We start from the raw sequence: 20,493 nt of genomic DNA, 5'->3' as shown, positions 1-20,493 counted from the left end.
AGGGGGAGTGCCACTTCATTGTGAGGCTCTTTTTTATAATTCGCTGTCTTCCGTCTCAAAATGCTTGTAGGAAAGCATTTGAAGCATTGTTGTGTACGTTTTTGTACATATTCTGTATGATTATAGGGCTTGCCCTGCATCGTATATTTCTACTTTTGCGCATAAATTTTGTTTTAATTGATTTTGTTAACAGTAAAAGTCAAATTGTATGAAAAGACAGACGAAATTGAGTGGCGCAAAAAGGTGTATCGGCTTATTGGTCTTGATATGCTGCTCTTTTGTGGTGCAGGCTCAAACATCGGTCACGGGAACGGTAGTCGATGAGGCCGGATTAGAGGTCATCGGCGCCAATGTAAAGGAGAAAGGTACGTCTAACGGTACTATCACCGGTGTAGATGGGAAATTCAGGCTGCAAGTAAAAGATCTGCAAAAGTCCGTGTTGCAGGTTTCTTTTATCGGTTATGAATCTAAAGAAGTAAAGCTCAACGGACAGCGGAAAGTGAATGTGATTCTGAAAGAGGTTGCCAACGAACTTCAGGAAGTGACTGTAGTGGCCTACGGTACACAGAAGAAAGAAACGCTTACGGGAGCCATTTCGGCGTTGAATAACGAAGCGTTGGTGCGTTCTCCGAATGCCAGTGTGGCAAATACGCTGGCCGGACAAATCACGGGGCTTTCTTCCGTGCAGACAAGCGGACAGCCCGGTTTGGAAGACCCCAAGGTATATATCCGCGGAGTGGGGTCTTTGTCGGAAGCCGCTTCGTCTCCTCTTATATTGGTGGACGGTGTGGAACGCTCTTTTTTTCAGATGAATCCGAATGAGATAGAGAGTGTGACGGTGCTGAAAGATGCTTCTGCTACGGCTGTTTTCGGGGTGAGAGGTGCCAACGGCGTTATTTTGGTCACTACCCGCAGAGGAAAAGAGGGAAAAACCAAGATTGCCGTCAACTCTTCGGTGGGCATACAGATGCCTACGCGTGTACTGAAGATGGCCGACAGTTATACGTATGCCACGTTGCGCAATGAAATCATTACGAATGACAAACCGAATGCCACCCCGGAAGATATGGTGTTCGACAGCTATTCCATCGAGCGCTTTAAGAAAAACGACGAACCGATTCTTTATCCCAATGTGGATTGGAGAAACTATCTGCTGAATAAGGCATCGGTTCAGACGCAGCATGATGTCAACATTTCGGGTGGTACATCCGATGTGCGTTACTTCATCTCTCTGGGTTTTCTCTATCAGAATGGTCTGCTCAAGCAGTTCAAGGGGATGGACTACGACAATAATTATAAGTATAAAAGATATAATTATCGCGCCAATTTCGATTTTAATGCCACCAAAACCACAACACTTAAAGTAGGCATAGGCGGGCGGGTAGGCAATCGGAACGAGCCGATGATTAGCGATAATGTGAATTCCATATGGACGTTAATCAATCAGTCGACCCCTTTCAGCAGTCCGGGCATTATCGATGGACAGCTGATTACTACACCCGAAGAGCGTTTCCAAAATAAAATCAATTTGGGAAACAGTGTTCTCCCCAAGGTGTACGGTACAGGCTATTTCACCGCCATCCAGAATACGATGAACCTTGACTTGCTGGTCAATCAGAAGCTGGATTTCATTACTAAAGGCCTCTCCATCGAGGTGAAGGGTGCGTATAACACCGGCTATGGCTTCACCAAGCAACGGAAAGGGGAAGTGGAGCAGCATCTGCCGTTCTACCGCTCGTCGCTGGAGCATCCGAATATGGCTTATGATGCCCCCGATTTCAATAAAGAAGTGGTTTATAAAATAAAAGGAGAGAATAAAAGTCTGCAGTATGACGAACGGACTTCACGCAGCAGAAACTGGTACATGGAAGGAAGTCTGCGCTACAATCACAAGTTTGGCTTACACAACGTGGGTGGATTGTTATTGTATAACCAGAGTAAGAAGTATTATCCTCAGCAGTGGGCCAGTATACCGTCGGCATACATTGGCTTGGTGGGGCGTCTGACCTATGACTATAAGTCGCGCTACATGGCTGAGTTCAACTTCGGCTATAACGGTTCCGAGAATTTTGCTCCCGGCAAGCGGTTCGGCGCTTTCCCCGCAGGGTCGGTGGGATATATCCTTTCGGAAGAGGCATTTATGAAGAAACAGAAAGTGGTGGATTATTTGAAACTTCGCGCGTCTGTCGGGCTGGTGGGTAACGACCACTTAGGCAACAACCGCTTCTTGTATCTGCCCGATTCGTATAATGTGAATCTTTCAGGCGTGGATGGCTGGAACAACAATAAATATGGGTTCAATTTCGGCTCCGATGGTAAAGGATACATAAAGGGAGCACTGGAAAACCGTTTGGGAAACCCCATGGTTACCTGGGAAAAGGCACTTAAACAGAACTATGGTATGGATGTTCATTTCTTGAAGAGCCGTTTGAAGTTATCGTTCGACTATTTCCGGGAAGACCGCAAAGATATCTTGATTAATCGCAGAACGGTTCCTTTGCTTACCGGACTCACGTCGAGTGTGCTGCCGGCAGTCAATATGGGTAAGGTGAAAAACCAAGGCTATGAAATAGAGGTGAAATGGAACGATAAGGTGCGCGACTGGAGATATCGAATCAACGCCAACATGTCTTATTCCAAGAACAAAATCGTTTTCCAAGACGAAGTGGAACCCAACTATCCTTATATGTGGCGTACGGGTAACCCGGTCGGCACGTTGTTTGGCTATCAGGCATCCGGATTTTATCTCCCTGAAGATTTCGACGCCAACGGAAAACTGTTAGAAGGAATGCCCGATCCGGGAGTTGCGGTGAAACCTGGCGACATCAAGTACAAGGATTTGAACGGCGACAAGAAAATCACGTCGGATGACCAAAGTGTCATCGGACATCCTACGCGCCCGGCCTATACGTTTGGTTTGAACTGTCAGGTGGATTATAAAGGTTTCTTCCTTACGATGAACTGGACCGGAACGGCGCAACGCTCGCTATTGCTCAACGATGCGTTCAGGGAGCCTTTCGGAAACGGTAAGATACGAGGACTGATGCAGTTTCATGCCGATACACGCTGGACGCCCGAGACGGCAGGAACCGCCACTACACCGCGATTCACCGAAACGAATGCTGTGTACAATATGCGCAATTCGTCGCTTTGGGTGCGAGACGCTTCGTATCTGAAATTGAAAAACATGACGATAGGCTATAACTTCACGGATAAGAAACTGCTGAAAAAACTGGGTATCCAACAATTGGGCATTCAGTTTACCGGATATAACCTGCTGACATTCGATAAGTTCGATATAATGGATCCGGAAGCCAGCCCCGATAATGCAGACTCCTATCCCATTATCAAAATATATAATGTAGGAATCAACTTAACTTTCTAATTATGAATACGATGAGAAACTATCGAGAATACATGGCTACTCTCTCTTTGTTTTTGGGAGGCATCTTTGCCGGATGCGAAGATATTAAATTCGGTGAAGCTTTTCTGGAAAAGCCTTTGAGCAATGAATATACCATCGATTCGGTTTTCAACAAGAAAATCTTTGCCGAGCAGGCTTTGGCGGAGGCCTATCACTCCTTACCCGATTTTCTGCCTTCACAAGGACGGATGGGATATGGTGTATTGGAAATATTGACCGATATAGGAGACTGGACCAAAAAAGGTGCTCCGAAGTTCTATACCGGTACGGTGGATGCCACCAATGATTTTCTGGAACATCTTCCTTATAGGCCGGACACGGATAAAAATACGAGAGGGGTAGGGCCCATATACGGACTTCGGCGGGCGTATATCTATCTGGAGAACGTGGATCGAGTGCCGGACATGTCAGATGAAGAAAAAGCCTTCGGTAAGGGTGAGGCCAAGATGATCATCGCTTACCATTATGTGCAGATGCTTCGCTACTACGGGGGTATGCCTTGGATTGATCATGCTTATACGGCAGGAGATGAGATGATGATGCCCCGTATGACCGTGCAGGAGACGGTGGAAAAGATTGTAGGATTGCTGGATGAAGCCGCCGTTCTTTTGCCATGGGAATGGAAAAACCATGCGGACGACGACGGACGTATGACGGCCGCTGCCGCTCTGGCTTTAAAGTCGAGGGTACTGCAATTTGCGGCCAGTCCGCTGTTCAATGCCGAAAAACCATATAAAGAGGGAGAAGCCGCATCGGCACATCTCGTATGGTATGGCAACTATTCGTCCGAGAGGTGGCAGAAAGCGCTGGATGCCGGATTGTCTTTTCTGCGTGAAAACAATAAACACGGTGGCATTTATCGGCTGGTGAATACCGGAAATCCCCGTGAAGACTTTGTGGCCGGATATTTCAAGCGCAACAACCATGAGACGTTGATTTCTTCGAGACGTTTCACCACCTATATGATAGGTAAGACGCCTTTTGCACAAATACGCTACGGAGTGGCCTCGCCCACATTGAATTACGTAGATATGTTTCAGATGAATGACGGTACGGAGTTTGACTGGAACAATCCCGACCATAAGAAGAATCCTTTCTTTGATGCTTCGGGCCATCCGCGACGGGACATTCGCCTGTATGAAACGGTTGCCGTGACGGGAGATAAATTCAGAGGGCAACAGAAGGTGGAGATTTATGAAGGAACCCAACAGTATCCTTATAAGAGCGGGCGCATGAGCTATAATGGCTTCGCGATGCGTAAGTTCATCCGCAATTTCAATGAAGAGGTAAACGGTGAACCTTATATCTGTCCGTTGCTGCGCTTGCCGGAAGTCTACCTGAATATGGCGGAGGCCATGAACGAGTTGGGTAAGGCCAACGTTGCCGATGAGTTCGGGCATACGGCTTATGATTATGTGAACTTGGTGAGGTCGCGGGCCGGAATGCCGCCTCTGACGGCTGCCACAACCCGGCAGGGAGAGCCGTTGCGCGAGGCCATATTGCGCGAAAGGGCTTTGGAATTCGGTTATGAGGAGGTTCGGTATTTCGACCTTGTGCGCTGGAAACGTTCGGATTTGTTCACCAAACCCCTGTCTCGTCTGATTATAAAGAAAGCGGGGAAGAATTATACTTATAAGGTATCCACTGCGATGGCCGAACAGCGGAAACACGTCAGACCGGACAGGTGGGACGAAAAGTATTTCTTGCTGCCTTTGCCCATTTCCGAGATTAATAAGAAATATGGATTGACGCAAAATCCCGGCTGGTGATAAGCCTGACTTTTAAATAGAAACCAAGTATGAAGAAAGTAATATATACAATCGCTTTTTCCTTTGTGTTCGTGGCCTCCGGAGCGGCGCAGACGAACATAAAGGAGGATAAGAAGGAGAGCGGAACTCTCTTATTGCAAAATAATACCGAGAATAAAAACGTGGATCTGGGGATGTATGCCTCCGGAGAGAAGCGGAAGACACAATCTGTTTCTACCGTCTATGCGGACGAGTTGGAGAAGAACGCCGTAGTGAGCCCCTACAATGCCCTTTACGGATTACTGCCGGGTTTGAGCGTGATGCAGAATACAGCCTGGAATACGGAAAAATCGCGTTTGAACATACGCGGGCGCGGGTCTTTGAACGGCGATGCCCCTTTGATTGTGGTAGATGGCTTTGTACGTCCGATGGAGTTTGTCAATCTATCGGAAATAGAATCGATATCTGTATTGAAAGACGGGGCAGCCACTGCCTTGTGGGGAGGTAGAGGAGCCAACGGAGTGATTGTGGTGACTACGAAACGAGGAGAGTACAACAAGAAAGATATTCGCGTGGACTATAAGTACGGGTGGGGGCTGCCTGTCAACCAACCGGAGTTTGCCGATGCCCATACGTATGCATTGGCTCGTAACGAGGCGCTCAGGAACGATGGGCTTCAGCCTGATATGGATGCCGACGGCTTTCGCAATGCGGATGGAAGCAACGACTTGTATCCCAATGTAGACTGGCAGAAAGAAGCCTTGCGCAATCATACCGTCAATCATCAACTGGATATCTTTTTTCGCGGAGGCGGTAAGCGCCTGCGCTACTTCACAACACTGAATTATAAGAACGACATGGGGTTGCTGAATACGAAATATACCGATTATACCGAACGCTATAATTCGCAAATGAAGAAATATTTCCTGAATCTTCGGATGAATCTGGATGTGGATGTATCGAATGTGACCCGTCTGAAGTTAAGTATGCTGGGTATGCTGCGCGAGACCAACCGCCCGTATGCCAACGAAACGGCATTGTTCGGTTTGCTTTACAATACTCCTTCTGCCGCTTTCCCCCTGAAAACCCGGGAAGGCGAGTGGGGAGGAAATAATATCTTGAAAACAAATCCCATCGCACGCCTTGCGGACGAAGGCTATTATAAGCTGAATCAGCGCATGTTGCAGGCAGACCTGCGCATGTTGCAGGACCTTTCCATGCTGACCCCCGGCTTAAGTGCGGAATTGGCAGTGGCTTACGACAACAATGCCACTTACCAGGAAACGGGACATAAAGGTTTCCGCTATCAGACGGTGGAGAAAGATGCGCAAGGAAATCCTGTGTATACGCATTATGGCAATGCTAACAACGAGTTGCAAATTAGCAATTCCGGTTTTGCCAATCAATACATCCACACCAACTTTGAAGGCAAGCTGAGTTATCATCGTTTCCGGCACAAGCACGAGCTGACAGCCGCCGCCATGTTCCGCCATGAGTCGATGACACTGAGCGGCCGGAACAACAGCCGTTATCGCCAATATATACTCGGAACGGCCGGCTATAACTACGACAACCGTTACTTTCTGGATGTGGTGGCCAACTGTTTCGGCAGCAGTGTGCTTGCCAAGAACGACAAATATAGGTTTTTCCCGGCTGTTTCTGCCGCATGGCTGCTCTCGAACGAGGCTTTCATGAAAGCGGTTCCGACAATGGATTATTTGAAACTGCGGGCTTCGTACGGACGTTCGGGCTATGACCTGTATGACTATGCGCTTGACAGACAATATTGGATAGGCACAGGCTCTTATCATTTCAAGGATGCCAACACCTCCGCGGGAACCAGCCTGACGGAAGGGAAACTGGCCATGGAGAGGCTTGATCTGGAGGTGGCCGACAAATACAATGTGGGCATAGATGTGTCGTTGTGGAAGAGTTTGTCTCTTTCGGCGGATATTTTTTACGACCGGCGTTCAAAGATTCTCATCGACGGGAAAGGCCTGATCTCTTCAGCCATCGGGGTGGAAGTGCCCGGTATGAATGCGGGCAGAGTAGATACGAAAGGAGCCGAACTTTCGGCCATGTGGAAACGCGGAGGCAAGAACTTCAAGTATTATGCGGGGGTTAACGCGGCGTATGTCCGTACCAAGGTCGTTGAAAACGGAGAGGGCCATCTGCCTTATGATTACCTCTCTGCCAAAGGTCATCGGCTGGGGCAGATTTTCGGTTTGGAGGCCATCGGCTATTTCCGTGATGCGGATGATATAAAGAACAGTCCCGTGCAACGCTTTTCGGAAGTTCGTCCGGGCGATGTGAAATACAGAGACCTGAACAATGACAACGTCATAGACAAGAACGACGTGAAGGCCATCGGGAAGTCGGGAATGATTCCCGACCTGTATTATGGCATCAATATCGGCTTTGAATACAAAGGCTTCGGTGTGGATGCGCTTTTTCAAGGCATCGGAGGATACAGCGTGATGCTTAACACAGAGAGTGTCTATTGGCCGTTGCGCAATAATACAAATATTTCCACTTGGTATCTGAAAGACAGAATCCGCTGGACGGAAGAGACGAAAGATGTGGCCAACGTTCCACGACTGACGACCGAAGATAATGCCAATAACTTCAGAAACAGTACGCAATGGTTGGAAAATGGTGATTATTTGAAGTTGCGCAATCTGAATGTCTATTATAATCTGCCTTCGGCATGGATGCAAAAACTGAAGATAAGAAAGGCGCAGGTTTATGCCCGTGCCAACAATCTTTTCTCGCTGGATCACGTGAAGTACCTGAACAGCGAAAACTTGAGAGTGAATTATCCGGATATGATTTCCGTTTACTTCGGACTGAGTGTTAACTTTTAAAGACAAAGAACGATGAAAAAGTATATTGTGATGGCAGGTTTGATGCTCTCTGTCTCCGGTTGCGGTCTGCTCGAGCTGGACGAGACTACCGGATTGACGCGCGAGGAGGCATTTGCTTATTTTGATAATGTCAGGGGATTGGCTACTTATGTATATAGCAGACTTCCCGACGAATTGGGAGGCATCGGAGGCGCCTTGCGCGAGTCGGCAACCGATAATTCCGTCTATATTTGGAGCGACAATAGTGTGCATACATTCTATAACAACGCCTGGAATCCCGTCAATACGGTAGACGATGTATGGGGAAGATGCTATGGAGCGATTCGTTCTTGCAACTCTTTCTTAGAGAATTACTCGCCCCAGCGTCTGGAGCGTTTCCGGTGGAACGACACCTACGATGAAGACATTGCCAAAGCGAATATGTACGGGCAGGAACTGCGGGTATTGCGTGCCTTTTTCTTTTTTGAGTTGGCCAAGCGATACGGAGACATTCCTTTGCTGACCCGTACCTATACGACGGACGAGATTAACAATGTGGAAAAAACAGCGTTTCATGAAGTGATAAACTTCATTTGCCGCGAATGCGATGAGGCTGCTCAACATTTGCCTGTGCGCCAGAAAGATTTCTGGGCCGAAAGCGGTCGTGTCACGAAAGGGACGGCTCAGGCTCTGAAAGCCCGTGCGCTGCTTTATGCCGCCAGTCCCTTGCACAATACGGCGCAAGAAGCATCACGTTGGGAAGCCGCGGCAAAGGCAGCCTACGCCCTTATCGAAGCGGGAAATTATTCGTTGCCGCCGATAGACAAGGACCCATTGTATCATAAAGATGGTGGCAATGAGGTACTGAAGTCTTCACAGCTCATCTTCGAACGTCGTTCGGGAGATACTTTCGATTATGAGGTAACCAATCTTCCCATCAGTTATGAAAAAGGGAAGACCGGTAATGTGCCTACACAAAATCTGGTCGACGCTTTTCAGATGGCAGACGGCACTGACTTTGACTGGACAGCCCTGGCCCCCGGAGCCAATCCGTATGCAAACAGAGACCCCCGTTTTTATCATACCGTTCTTTGCAACGGAGACACATGGATGCATACCGTCATCGAGGCTCACGAAGGAGGCAAGGACGGTGCGGGAACGGCGGGGACCACGAAGACGGGGTATTACCTGAAGAAGTATATGAATGAAACCGTGTCGCTGGTTCCTTCCAAAGAACGGAAGAAACCGCATCACTATGCGCTGTTCCGCTATGCCGAGGTATTGCTGAATTATGCCGAAGCAATGAATGAGTGGCGGGGAGCCGATTATACGGATGCCACTTTTCATCTCTCGGCGCGGGCTGCCCTGAATCAAGTGAGAGCTGCGGCCAAGATGCCTCCGGTGACGGCCGTTGGAGACGCTTTCAAGGAAAGTATCCGTCGCGAGCGCCGGGTGGAACTGGCTTTTGAGGATCATCGCTTTTGGGATATCCGGCGTTGGAAAATAGGTGAAAGCACGAAGAACATTTATTGTGTGCGAATCACCTTGCAAGACGGAAAGCCGGTGTATAGGAAAGAACTGCTCGAGACCCGTTCGTGGGACGAGAAGATGAATCTCTATCCTATTCCCCAAGCGGAATATCTGAAAAATAACAAGTTGGGTCAAAACAAAGGTTGGTAACGGCCTCCCTGCGATGAGAGGGTAAAACCGTTCCGAATGCCCCTTCGGCGCTGCCCGGGTATCGGAATATCTGTTTGCATATTACGAAAAGAAAGTGGTGCACAAACAGATATTCCGGTACTCGGGCAGCGCATTTTTTGCAAGGCGGCATGAACGATGTGTGCACTAACCGCTGTTCACTAATCTCTATTTACACTTTTTTCTATATATTTGCACCTCAAAGCCATAAATGACCAATAGATGTTACTACCGGAATTAAAATTGAGACGCGACAGGATTCGCTCTCTGATGGCTCAACAAGACATTGACGCCGCCCTCATCACTTGCAATGTCAATCTGCTGTATACGTATGGACGCGTCGTAAGCGGCTACCTGTATTTGCCATTGCATGCTCCTGCCCGTTTATTCATCAAGCGTCCCAATAATATGACAGGAGAGCACGTGCATCCCATCCGTAAGCCCGAGCAGCTTCCTGAACTGTTGGACGAATGCGGATTGTCCATACCTTCCAGGTTGATGCTGGAGGGAGATGAACTCGCGTTTACGGAGTATAACCGTTTGGCGGCATGCTTCCCGAAGACGGAGGTTGTTCCTTGCGGCACTTCGCTTATACGGAAAGCTCGGAGCATAAAGACCGATATGGAGATTGAGATGTTCCGCCGTTCCGGCATTGCACATGCCAAGGCATACGAACAGATACCCTCGGTCTATCAGCCGGGAATGACCGACCGGCAACTTTCCGTTGAAATAGAGCGCTTGATGCGCTTGGAAGGCGGTTTGGGCATTTTCCGGACATTCGGACAGAGCATGGAGATTTTTATGGGTAGTCTTTTGGCCGGAGACAATGCCCTGAGTCCTTCTCCTTATGATTTTGCCTTGGGAGGCAGAGGTCTTGACCCTTCGCTTCCCATTGGCGTGGATGGTTCTTTATTGCAGCCGGGGCAGAGCTTTATGGTGGATATGGGAGGAAACTTTTATGGCTATATGGGTGATATGAGTCGGGTATTCTCCATCGGTAGGCTACCGGAGAAAGCATACGCTGCGCATCAGACTTGTTTGGAGATACAAGAAGCCGTGGCCGAGAAAGCCAAACCCGGAGTTGTTTGTGAGGACCTTTATAATATAGCCATCGATATGGTGACCAAAGCCGGGTTTGCCGACAATTTTATGGGGACAACCCAAAAAGCCAAATTCATCGGTCACGGCATCGGTCTGGAGATAAACGAGATGCCTGTGCTGGCTCCACGCATGAAGCAGGAACTCGAACCGGGTATGGTCTTTGCATTGGAACCGAAGATTGTTCTTCCCGGCATAGGCCCCGTGGGTATCGAAAATTCTTGGGCAGTTACGGAAGAAGGAGTGGAGAAACTCACGCTATGCAAAGAAGAGATTGTTGAAGTTTAAGTTAGCGGTTAGTGATTAGTGAACTGCGTTATTAAGAATAAGGCTTGAAGCCGGTCACTAACCACTAACCGTTAATCAACTAACCGCTAATTCACATTCTTTTCAGTGCCAGTTTGATGACCTGCTCCACCGGAGCTTTGGGCTCTTCTTGCAGAATGGCGAGTACCACTTTCTGCGAGGGAGCCGTTGCAAAACCAAGCATGGTGAGGGCGGCTATCGCTTCTTCCTGCACTTGTACATTGATGCTTGATGCCAATATCCCCATTGCTCCTGTGGCGTCGGCGGTTGCCACACTGTCGGTTTTTATTTTGTCTTTCAAGTCAACAATCACCCGTTGGGCTGTTTTCAGACCGATGCCTTTGACGGTTTTCAGCAGGGTTGCATTCTCCGTACTGATGACATTTATCAGCTCTGACGGCGAAAGTGCCGAAAGAATCATGCGCGCGGTATTCCCTCCGATGCCCGATACGGAGATAAGCAACAGAAACAGTTCCCGCTCTTGCTTGTTGGCAAAGCCGTAGAGCGTGTAGGCATCTTCGCGTATGGCTTCATGTATATAGAGCTTGCATTCTTTTTTGCCCTGTATGGCGGCGTATGTGTTTAAGGAGATATTGATGCCATATCCCAATCCGTTGCAGTCTATCACTGCGGTAGCCGGTCTCAGTTCGGCTATTTCGCCTTTGATGTATTCTATCATAATCCTATCCTTTTGTATTCTATATCTTATCACCTGCGAATGTAAGCATTATTATCGGAATTCCGGTCACAAAAAAGAGAAAGCGATGTAAAACTTTGAGGCTTCTTGTAGATGAATGTGAACTAAAAAGCTTACTTTTGCGCCTATAAAGTAGAAAACTGATAAATAAAAACAATAAAAAGATGAAAAAGGTAAGAGCAGCTGTTGTGGGGTATGGCAATATCGGTCGTTACGTACTTGAGGCCCTGCAGGCAGCCTCCGATTTTGAGATTGCCGGTGTGGTACGTCGTTCCGGCGCCGATGATTGCCCTGCGGAACTGAGGGAATATCCCGTCGTAAAGATCGTCAAAGAGTTGCGGAATGTAGATGTGGCTATCCTTTGTACGCCTACCCGCAAGGTCGAGGAATATGCGAAAGAGTTTCTGGCTTTAGGCGTCCGTACGGTAGACAGTTTTGATGTCCATGCGGGTATTCCGGCTTTGCGCCGCACGCTCGATGCGGTGGCCAAGGCACACGATACGGTGGCTGTCATATCGGCCGGTTGGGATCCGGGAAGCGACTCCATTGTCCGTGCATTGCTCGAGGCCATCGCCCCCAAAGGCATTACTTATACGAATTTCGGCCCGGGCATGAGCATGGGGCATACGGTAGCCGTAAAGGCCGTCGAGGGGGTGAAGGCGGCTCTTTCCATGACCATTCCTACCGGGACCGGCATCCATCGCCGCATGGTGTACATCGAACTGAAAGAAGGTTATGATTTCGGCAAGGTGGCCGCCGCCATCAAGGCCGACCCCTATTTTGTGAATGACGAGACGCACGTCAAGCTTGTTCCGAGCGTGGATGCCTTGCTCGATATGGGGCATGGTGTAAACCTGACCCGCAAAGGGGTGTCGGGCAAAACGCAGAACCAGCTTTTCGAGTTCAACATGCGCATCAACAACCCTGCCCTTACCGCCCAAATATTGGTATGCGCGGCTCGTGCCGCCATGCGCCGGCAACCGGGTTGCTATACGATGATAGAAATTCCTGTTATCGATTTGTTGCCCGGTGAGCGGGAAGAATGGATCGGTCACTTGGTATAGGTATGCCGCAAAGTTTTATTTCTTGCTCTGTTTGTGGGAGAGAGCGGTAAATGAATTTCTTAATAGAACAATCCCTTTCTTTACGAACATGTAAAGAAAGGGTTTGTTGTTTCTTTGCGAGTTTCTCGAAAGCAGCTGTGGCTTATATTTTCCTTCATACGCTAAAACTCTTTGAAATAGACGGCATCCGCTTTCTCGAACCTCCATGCTGACAGATAAGCATCTGCGCTTCTTTTGCTGAAAGTCCAATAATGACGATGTCCCAATCATGGCTGATTGTTGCATCGGCATTGTCAATACTCATCAGCCCCCTAAAAACATGTTCTTTATAGGGAAAGAGCGACTGTATCTGCCGAAGTAGGTAAAACTCGATTTGAAGGCATCACAAAGATAGCGCCATGATAAATATGGCGATGTTTTATGTGTATTAGTAAATCTTTTTTACCTTCTGGACAAAGAACTCTCTTCTTTCTTTTACCCCTCCCAGAAGTACTTCTGAAGAGGGGGGAATCAGTCGCCGACTGAAACCATTTCAGTCGGCGAGAGAAACCATTTCAGTCCCTGACTGAATGTGGTTCACTCAGTGAGTGAATGGATATGCGCTAAAAAACGAGTGAGATTTTTGATAGTATGTAAAATAAAATCAAAAGAAAGAACTCCTATTTCCGACCAGCTCTTCTCCTGAAATGAGGTCAGTCTGTTCTTTGTTTCTCTCTTTAGAAACCATTAATATCAGGTGTGGAGTTATGCGGTTTAACACGGTTTTATTTATGAATGATGTTCCGTGATTCCGTATAACTCCACACCCGAAAGAAAGTAGCAGAGGCGTTCTGAGGTAGCCTTATATCAGAAGAAATATCTCAATATATCATTGAAGTTGGCCCAAAGCAGCAGACCGAACAGCAAGAACATGCCTACCATTTGTGCGCGTTCCATAAATTTGTCGCTGGGCTTGCGGCGTGCCACAATCTCGTATATCAGGAACAACACATGGCCTCCGTCCAGTGCAGGAATGGGCAAAATATTCATGAAGGCAAGGATGATGGAAAGGAAAGCCGTCATGTACCAAAACTGATGCCAGTCCCACGTTGCCGGGAAGATACTGCCGATGGTTCCGAAGCCTCCAAGCTGCTTGGCGCCTTCTTTCGAGAAAAGATATTTCATCTGGCCGACGTAGCCTTTCAGCGTTTTTACTCCCAACGATATGCCGGCAGGAAAAGAAGAAAGGAAACTATACTCTTTGCGTACCACGGGCAATAACTTGTTGGTTGCCGCACGCGCTATTACGCCTATCTCATAGTTGGCATCGGTCGCCAAGCTCAGCGTATCCGTGATGCCGTTGCGCACGTATGTCAAAGTCACGTCGTGAGATGCGTCGCCGGCTTTTTTGCGTCTCGTCATTTCCTCCTTGAAATCGAAATAGGCGATTGTCTTTCCGTCCAGTGCGGTGATGCTGTCGCCCGGTTGCAAGCCGGCCAAAGCAGCAGGGCGTCCGGCGCTTACACTGTCGACGACGAACGGATAACGGAAGCTGGCGAATCGTACGCTGTCGGTCAGCAAGCGGTTCATCATGTCTTCGGGAATATAAACGGAGACAGATTTGCCATCGCGCAACACACTTACCTGACGGGCATCTACGATACTGGTCAGCAAATCGCCGTCGTAGCGTTCGAATGCTACTCCATCGGCTGAAATCAAGATGTCACCGTCGCGGAATCCGATTGTTTTGGCCGTTTCATTAAAATCCATGCCCAACGGCGCTTTCTGAACCGGAATATATTCGTCTCCCCAAGTGAAAAGTATCATGGAATAGATGAACAGGGCAAGCAGGAAGTTGAACAGTACGCCCCCCACCATGATCAGCAGGCGTTGCCATGCCGGTTTGGCCCGGAATTCCCAAGGCTTCATGGGCTGTTTCATCTGCTCGGTATCCATCGACTCGTCTATCATGCCGGCAATTTTTACGTAGCCCCCTAAGGGCAACCATCCGATGCCGTATTCCGTTTCGCTGTTTTTAGGTTTGAACTTGAATAAAGTGAACCAAGGGTCAAAGAATAAACAGAATTTCTCTACCCGCGTCTTGAACAAACGGGCAAAGAGGAAGTGCCCTCCCTCGTGGATAATGACGAGTAGCGAAAGGCTCATGACGAGTTGCAGGGCACGAATCAAGAATGTTTCCATCTGATAATTTACTATTTTACGATTTACAATTTATTACTTAAAAACAAAGAAAGGCTTGTTTGGTTGTCACGCATGTTTTATCGTCTCCTCGGCAATCCGTCTTGCTTCGGCATCCGTAGCTACATAATCCTCATAGCTGGGCTTCTGTATAAAGGCTGCGCGCGACATGGTTTTCTCTATCACGTCGCTCATGCCGAGAAACGAAATCTTGTCTTGCAGAAAAGCGGCGACAACCACTTCGTTGGCTGCATTGATGATGCAGGGCATATTTCCTGCACGATGCAATGCCTCGTATGCCAAAGCCAAGTTGCGGAAACGTGTGGTGTCCGGTTCCTCGAAGGTCAGTTCCGTGCATCGTTTGAAGTCCAGACGCGGGAAAGATGCTTTCAGCCTGTCGGGATAGGAGAAAGCATACTGAATAGGCAGCCGCATGTCAGGCATGCCAAGTTGTGCTTTTATGGCACCGTCTTCAAATTGTATCATGGAATGGATGACGGATTGCGGATGTACTACCACTTCTATTTGGTCGGGACGTACACCGAACAACCATTTGGCTTCGATTACTTCAAATCCCTTATTCATCATCGAGGCGGAATCTATGGTGATTTTGGCTCCCATCTCCCAATTGGGATGTTTCAAAGCCTGCACTTTGGTCACTGTTGCCAGTTGCTGCATGGAGCAACTGCGGAACGGTCCTCCCGAAGCGGTCAGTATCACTTTTTCTATCGCATTTCCCACCTCTCCGGCTAAACATTGGAAGACGGCGGAATGTTCGGAATCTACCGGCAGAATAGGCACATTACTAAGGTTTGCCAGCTCGTTAATCAGTTCTCCGGCAACTACCAAGGTTTCCTTATTTGCAAGTGCTATCGGTTTGTGGGCGCGGATGGCGTTCATGGTCGGTTTCAGTCCGGCATATCCCACCATGGCTGTCAGCACCATGTCGATAGGTGCTTCGGACACAATCTGGCAGAGAGCCTCTTCGCCGGCATATACCTTGATGGGCAGGTCGGCAAGTTCCTCTTTTAGCAGGCTGTATTTCGATTCGTTGGCTATTACCACCGCTTCGGGCTTGAACTTACGGGCTTGAGCGATGAGCTCCTCTACACGGTTGTTGGCTGTCAGCACGTACGCTTCATACCGGTCGGGGTGCTCCTCGATGACCTGCAATGCTTGTGTGCCGATGGAACCGGTAGAGCCAAGTATGGCAATTCGTTTCTTCATAATTAAAACACGATATAAAGTTCCGGGTTTACAGCTTTCCCTTTGTGCCACAATTCGAAATGGAGGTGTGGCCCGGTAGAGAGTTGCCCGGTGTTTCCTACTAATGCAATGGCTTCGCCACCTTTTACGTCATCTCCTTCCCGTTTCAGCAAAGAACCGCAGTGCTTGTATACCGATACGAAATCCTGATTATGCTGTATCTCTATCAGATAGCCGGTTTCGGCGGTGTAGGTACTCAGTATGACGGTACCGTCTAACGTAGCCAAGACGCTTTCGCCCGGATTGGCGGCGATGTCCGTGCCGAAATGCTTTGTATCGGCATCGAAGGCGGACGAAATCATGCCACGCGTGGGACGGTAGAAAATCAGTCCGTCTACTTCGGGACGGGCTGTGATACTTGTCAGGTTGTATTTTTCCGTTTCCTCATATTGCTTGCGGAATTCGGCTTCCCGTTGTGTACGTTCCATGAGCGAATCTTCGCGCATACTGGTCAGCGAGTCGATAGACTGCACGGTATCCGCTTTTATCTTGCCCGAAAGGATGTCCTGAATATTCATGATATATAGGTTCTGTCTGTCCACCAACTGTTGGAGCGAATCTACACGCAGTGCATTCTCCACCACTTGGGCACGGATTTCACTGTTCATGTATCCGGGCAGGTAGTTGCGCAAGGGAGTAAAAGCTATAATGACTGCCGCTATCAGAAACAGGATGGTCAACACGGAAAGCAATACGGAGATTCCGTTCAACTTGGATACACGCAGTCCGACGACTTCTTCAAGCGTATTCTCGTTGATGACGGTCAGCTTATACTTGAACTTGATATTGCTCCAGAAAGCTTTGTTTCGTTTCTTCTTCTTCTTCTTTTCCAATATCTATATTTCATTCCTAATTAAACTCTTCCATATCGTCCAATGCCAGCAGGCCTTCCGGCAAGTCCATCGTGATGACTTTATGCTTCCGGTCGATATCCACGATGAAATCTTCCTGTGCAGGAATCAGGATTTCTTCTCCCTGATAGGCTACTGTGAAAAGGGCATTGATGGTCGAGGTATCTACATATACAATTTCTCCCAGTTTGCCGTGGTGCACCTCTTCCATGCGGAAACCCACGAAGAAATCCCAGCTCAGCTCCTCCGGTTCATGCCCTTCTGCATGCTTGACCGGGAAATATACTTCCGTATTGGTGAACATGCGGGCACGTTCTGCGGTGTCCACTCCCTCCAGTTTGACAAGGGCAGTGGTGTCCGAACGGAAACGGTATTCCTCCAGAAAGAAAGGAACCAAGATCCCATCTATTAGGCAGATAAGATACTCTGCTTCCACCCGATCGAAGATGTCATCCGTAAAAGTGAATGATAACTCTCCGTGAATTCCGTGAGGCTTATTGAATATACCTATCTTATATACGTCTTCTTTCTTTATCATATTCTCGTGATTCTTGCTCCAAGCGCATTCAGTCGCCCTTCGATGTTCTGGTATCCGCGGTCTATCTGTTCGATATTATGTATGCGGCTGATGCCGTTTGCACTCATGGCGGCTATCAGTAAGGCGATGCCGGCACGAATATCAGGTGAGGTCATATTGCCTCCACGCAGTTTGAAGCCATGATTATGCCCGATGACAACAGCCCGGTGCGGGTCGCACAAGATGATTTGCGCCCCCATGTCTATCAGTTTGTCCACAAAGAACAGGCGGCTTTCGAACATTTTCTGATGGATGAGTACGCTTCCTTTTGCCTGAGTGGCAACTACCAGCATCACGCTGAGCAAGTCCGGCGTCAATCCCGGCCACGGCGCATCTGCAATGCTCATAATGGAACCATCTATGAAAGATTCTATCTGATAATTGTCTTGTGCAGGCACATGGATATCGTCTCCACGTTGTTCCATCTTGATGCCGAGGCGGCGGAAACTGTCGGGAATTATGCCCAAGTTCCGGTGTGAGACATTTTTTATGGTCAGTTCGCTCTGCGTCATAGCCGCCATGCCGATGAAGCTGCCCACCTCGATCATATCCGGCAGAATGGTATGCTCGGTGCCGTGCAGTTCATCTACTCCTTCGATGGTGAGGAGGTTGGAAGCGATGCCTTCTATTCTGGCTCCCATCCGATTCAGCATTCTGCATAATTGTTGTATGTAAGGTTCGCAAGCGGCATTATAGATGGTGGTCTTGCCTTTGGCCAGAACAGCAGCCATTACGATGTTGGCTGTTCCCGTTACGGATGCTTCGTCGAGCAGCATGTATGTGCCTTGCAGTCGTCCCGCCGATATTTCGTAAACTTCGCGCACTTCGTTGTAGACAAAATCGGCTCCTAAATTCCGGATGCCGATGAAATGAGTATCCAGACGGCGGCGTCCTATTTTGTCGCCTCCCGGTTTGGAAATCATTGCTTTGCCGAAGCGTGTCACCATGGGACCCACCAGCATGACGGAACCGCGAAGACTGGAACATTTTTTCAAAAACTCATCACTCTTCAGATAGTTGAAGTCAATGTTTTCTGCCCGAAAGCTGTATGTGTCGATGCCCTTCTTTGAGACAGAAACTCCCATATCCCTCATCAATTGTATAAGGTTGTTGACATCCAGAATATCCGGTATATTGTGTACCGTTACCTCTTCGGCGGTGAGCAATGTGGCGCAGACTATTTGCAGAACCTCGTTCTTTGCACCCTGAGGGTAAATGTCGCCGCGAAGACTGTGTCCTCCTTCGATTACAAATGATGCCATGTCGTCTTATCTATTAATAAAATGAGGTATCAAATTGAGAATCTCTTAATATTTCTTCTTATTGTTCCGGTTGTTGTTCCGGTTACCTTGACTGTTTGCCTTCGGACGATAGTTTTGGTCGATCCGTTCCGTCATAAGGCGGATGATGCTATCGGTCATCTGCAATTTACCGTTGGACAGCTCGTAAAGGTCGTCTGCTATCTTGCGGTCGTCGACAGTATCTTTGTTCCAAGCCATATAGTCTTTCTTCATATGGTTACAGATCAATGCTACCAGATTCTGCTTTTCTTCTCCTTCAGGAAATTCGATGGCTTTCTTTATCAATACTTCCATCGTACGCCCATAATGGCGATAACGGATTTTAGTACTGGGGTAGGGGACGTTTTCCGGTTTGGTGTTCAGGTTATCCTTGCGTATAATTTCGTATGGATAGTCGATGTCCAACTGAAAGCCGGACATGATGGCAAGATGATCCCACAGCTTGTGTTTGAAGTCGGGCACATCGCGCAGATGAGGGAACATGCTCCCCATGATATTGATAATTGTATTTGCACAACGTTGGCGTTCTGCACGGTTCTCAATCGTAAGCGCATGGTCTACCATGTTCTGGATGCTCCGACCGTATTCGGGCAGAGGCATTCGTTTTTGTTGAGTGTTATATTGCATTTCTCTAAATTGATTATTGGCTGTTGATAATTGATAATACCTGAAATTGTCATTTTTCACAAAAGTTTTTTGGGCGTACCGGCAACAAACTCTTTCAGATAAAACGGTTCGAAATAGGCCACGTCTTTAAAGTCTTTTTCAGCTATCGCTTTTTCTGCCAATGGCTGCATCATACTTGCCAAAGGGCGAATGCCGTCAATGAAACGCGCATTGGGATGCTTGATTTTGCCTTTGCATTTTGCTGCGCCGTCGCCGAAGAAATAGACAGGATGCTTATCCAAAAATTCCGCGTATGAGTCTTCGTTTACAATATCGGCCGCTATATCCCGAAGAGGTTTCAGTGCCCGATCGTAAACGGCTGCATAAACTTCCATGCGGCGGGCGTCGATCATCGAACATAGTAAGGCATCGTCGGGCAGTTCTTCATGGTAGAGCAATACCGGAACGCATTGCACTTGCAAGGTCTGTAATCCTATCAGAGGCAGGTTGCGTCCGTAGCAGATTCCTTTTGCCATAGATACGCCGATACGCAGTCCTGTATAAGAGCCCGGGCCGCAACTTACGGCAACCGCATCCAACGGCATGGCATGATTGTCGGCGAACGAAAGTGCTTCGTCTACAAAAACTCCTAATGAAACAGCATGCGAGGGGCCGTTCAAGTCTTCTTTTTTGAAAACATTCTGTCCGTCTTCGCTCACAGCCACGGAGCATGCGGAAGTGGATGTCTCAATATGTAAAATACATGACATAACTCTTATTCTTGATTTTGTTGTGGCAAATTTACATGATTATTTTCAGTAATTAAAATAATCACG

The 20,493-nt window shown here is 48.2% G+C and carries 14 protein-coding genes; 6 read left to right on the top strand and 8 right to left on the bottom strand.

What is annotated here, in order from left to right; all coding sequences use genetic code 11:
- The first annotated feature begins 208 nt into the window (after nt 1-208).
- The 5 genes from EV202_RS02820 to EV202_RS02800 all read left to right on the top strand — a co-directional run bounded on the left by EV202_RS02820 (nt 209) and on the right by EV202_RS02800 (nt 11,099).
- Entirely contained in the window at nt 209-3,385 is a 3,177-nt protein-coding gene (locus tag EV202_RS02820; protein ID WP_106068961.1) for a SusC/RagA family TonB-linked outer membrane protein, read from the top strand.
- Nucleotides 3,386-3,396: 11 nt separating this feature from the next.
- Complete coding sequence (locus tag EV202_RS02815; RefSeq protein WP_131925295.1) at nt 3,397-5,193, top strand: RagB/SusD family nutrient uptake outer membrane protein; 1,797 nt, start codon at nt 3,397-3,399, stop codon at nt 5,191-5,193.
- A gap of 29 nt (nt 5,194-5,222) precedes the next feature.
- Complete coding sequence (locus EV202_RS02810; RefSeq protein WP_131925293.1) at nt 5,223-8,036, top strand: SusC/RagA family TonB-linked outer membrane protein; 2,814 nt, start codon at nt 5,223-5,225, stop codon at nt 8,034-8,036.
- A 12-nt stretch (nt 8,037-8,048) separates the two neighbouring features.
- Complete coding sequence (locus tag EV202_RS02805; protein WP_131925291.1) at nt 8,049-9,695, top strand: RagB/SusD family nutrient uptake outer membrane protein; 1,647 nt, start codon at nt 8,049-8,051, stop codon at nt 9,693-9,695.
- A gap of 240 nt (nt 9,696-9,935) precedes the next feature.
- A complete protein-coding gene (locus EV202_RS02800; RefSeq protein WP_131925289.1) occupies nt 9,936-11,099 on the top strand; it encodes a M24 family metallopeptidase in 1,164 nt (387 codons plus the stop codon).
- Nucleotides 11,100-11,190: 91 nt separating this feature from the next.
- Here EV202_RS02800 and ruvA read toward each other — a convergent pair whose 3' ends face one another.
- The gene (gene ruvA, locus EV202_RS02795; protein WP_131925287.1) at nt 11,191-11,796 is read right to left on the bottom strand and encodes a Holliday junction branch migration protein RuvA; all 606 of its coding nucleotides are present in this window, start codon (nt 11,794-11,796) and stop codon (nt 11,191-11,193) included.
- 182 nt (nt 11,797-11,978) lie between these two features.
- Between ruvA and EV202_RS02790 the strand changes: the two genes are divergently transcribed.
- Complete coding sequence (locus EV202_RS02790; protein ID WP_131925285.1) at nt 11,979-12,878, top strand: diaminopimelate dehydrogenase; 900 nt, start codon at nt 11,979-11,981, stop codon at nt 12,876-12,878.
- A gap of 846 nt (nt 12,879-13,724) precedes the next feature.
- On the opposite strand, the gene rseP is transcribed toward EV202_RS02790, so the two are convergent.
- The 7 genes from rseP to tsaB form a co-directional block, all read right to left on the bottom strand.
- On the bottom strand, nt 13,725-15,059 hold the full coding sequence (gene rseP / locus EV202_RS02785) for an RIP metalloprotease RseP (RefSeq protein WP_131925283.1): 1,335 nt from the start codon (nt 15,057-15,059) through the stop codon (nt 13,725-13,727).
- Between the two features lie 66 nt (nt 15,060-15,125).
- Nucleotides 15,126-16,283, bottom strand: a complete 1,158-nt coding sequence (locus EV202_RS02780; protein ID WP_131925281.1) for a 1-deoxy-D-xylulose-5-phosphate reductoisomerase — start codon at nt 16,281-16,283, stop codon at nt 15,126-15,128.
- A gap of 2 nt (nt 16,284-16,285) precedes the next feature.
- Entirely contained in the window at nt 16,286-17,155 is an 870-nt protein-coding gene (locus EV202_RS02775) for a M23 family metallopeptidase (protein ID WP_131752300.1), read from the bottom strand.
- Between the two features lie 16 nt (nt 17,156-17,171).
- A complete protein-coding gene (gene rimM / locus EV202_RS02770) occupies nt 17,172-17,711 on the bottom strand; it encodes a ribosome maturation factor RimM (RefSeq protein WP_131925279.1) in 540 nt (179 codons plus the stop codon).
- Complete coding sequence (murA, locus tag EV202_RS02765; protein WP_131925277.1) at nt 17,708-19,012, bottom strand: UDP-N-acetylglucosamine 1-carboxyvinyltransferase; 1,305 nt, start codon at nt 19,010-19,012, stop codon at nt 17,708-17,710. The genes rimM and murA overlap by 4 nt, the downstream gene beginning before the upstream one ends.
- A 45-nt stretch (nt 19,013-19,057) precedes the next feature.
- Nucleotides 19,058-19,678 (bottom strand): DUF4290 domain-containing protein, encoded by a 621-nt coding sequence (locus tag EV202_RS02760; protein WP_106068946.1) that lies wholly within the window; start codon nt 19,676-19,678, stop codon nt 19,058-19,060.
- A 56-nt stretch (nt 19,679-19,734) separates the two neighbouring features.
- A complete protein-coding gene (gene tsaB / locus EV202_RS02755; RefSeq protein ID WP_131925275.1) occupies nt 19,735-20,427 on the bottom strand; it encodes a tRNA (adenosine(37)-N6)-threonylcarbamoyltransferase complex dimerization subunit type 1 TsaB in 693 nt (230 codons plus the stop codon).
- Between the last annotated feature and the right edge of the window lie 66 nt (nt 20,428-20,493).

Origin of the sequence: Prevotella heparinolytica (genome assembly GCF_004342845.1) — a bacterium.
Classification (GTDB): Bacteria; Bacteroidota; Bacteroidia; order Bacteroidales; family Bacteroidaceae; genus Bacteroides; species Bacteroides heparinolyticus.
Note: the sequence above shows the minus strand (reverse complement) of the source record. Positions and strands in the feature narration are given on the sequence as shown.

What these genes read in the sequence shown, in the direction of transcription:
- EV202_RS02820 (WP_106068961.1), top strand. Translation starts at nt 209, where the DNA reads ATGAAAAGACAGACGAAATTGAGTGGCGCAAAAAGGTGTATCGGCTTA.
- EV202_RS02815 (WP_131925295.1), top strand. Translation starts at nt 3,397, where the DNA reads ATGAGAAACTATCGAGAATACATGGCTACTCTCTCTTTGTTTTTGGGA.
- EV202_RS02810 (WP_131925293.1), top strand. Translation starts at nt 5,223, where the DNA reads ATGAAGAAAGTAATATATACAATCGCTTTTTCCTTTGTGTTCGTGGCC.
- EV202_RS02805 (WP_131925291.1), top strand. Translation starts at nt 8,049, where the DNA reads ATGAAAAAGTATATTGTGATGGCAGGTTTGATGCTCTCTGTCTCCGGT.
- EV202_RS02800 (WP_131925289.1), top strand. Translation starts at nt 9,936, where the DNA reads ATGTTACTACCGGAATTAAAATTGAGACGCGACAGGATTCGCTCTCTG.
- ruvA (WP_131925287.1), bottom strand. Translation starts at nt 11,796, where the DNA reads ATGATAGAATACATCAAAGGCGAAATAGCCGAACTGAGACCGGCTACC.
- EV202_RS02790 (WP_131925285.1), top strand. Translation starts at nt 11,979, where the DNA reads ATGAAAAAGGTAAGAGCAGCTGTTGTGGGGTATGGCAATATCGGTCGT.
- rseP (WP_131925283.1), bottom strand. Translation starts at nt 15,059, where the DNA reads ATGGAAACATTCTTGATTCGTGCCCTGCAACTCGTCATGAGCCTTTCG.
- EV202_RS02780 (WP_131925281.1), bottom strand. Translation starts at nt 16,283, where the DNA reads ATGAAGAAACGAATTGCCATACTTGGCTCTACCGGTTCCATCGGCACA.
- rimM (WP_131925279.1), bottom strand. Translation starts at nt 17,711, where the DNA reads ATGATAAAGAAAGAAGACGTATATAAGATAGGTATATTCAATAAGCCT.
- murA (WP_131925277.1), bottom strand. Translation starts at nt 19,012, where the DNA reads ATGGCATCATTTGTAATCGAAGGAGGACACAGTCTTCGCGGCGACATT.
- EV202_RS02760 (WP_106068946.1), bottom strand. Translation starts at nt 19,678, where the DNA reads ATGCAATATAACACTCAACAAAAACGAATGCCTCTGCCCGAATACGGT.
- tsaB (WP_131925275.1), bottom strand. Translation starts at nt 20,427, where the DNA reads ATGTCATGTATTTTACATATTGAGACATCCACTTCCGCATGCTCCGTG.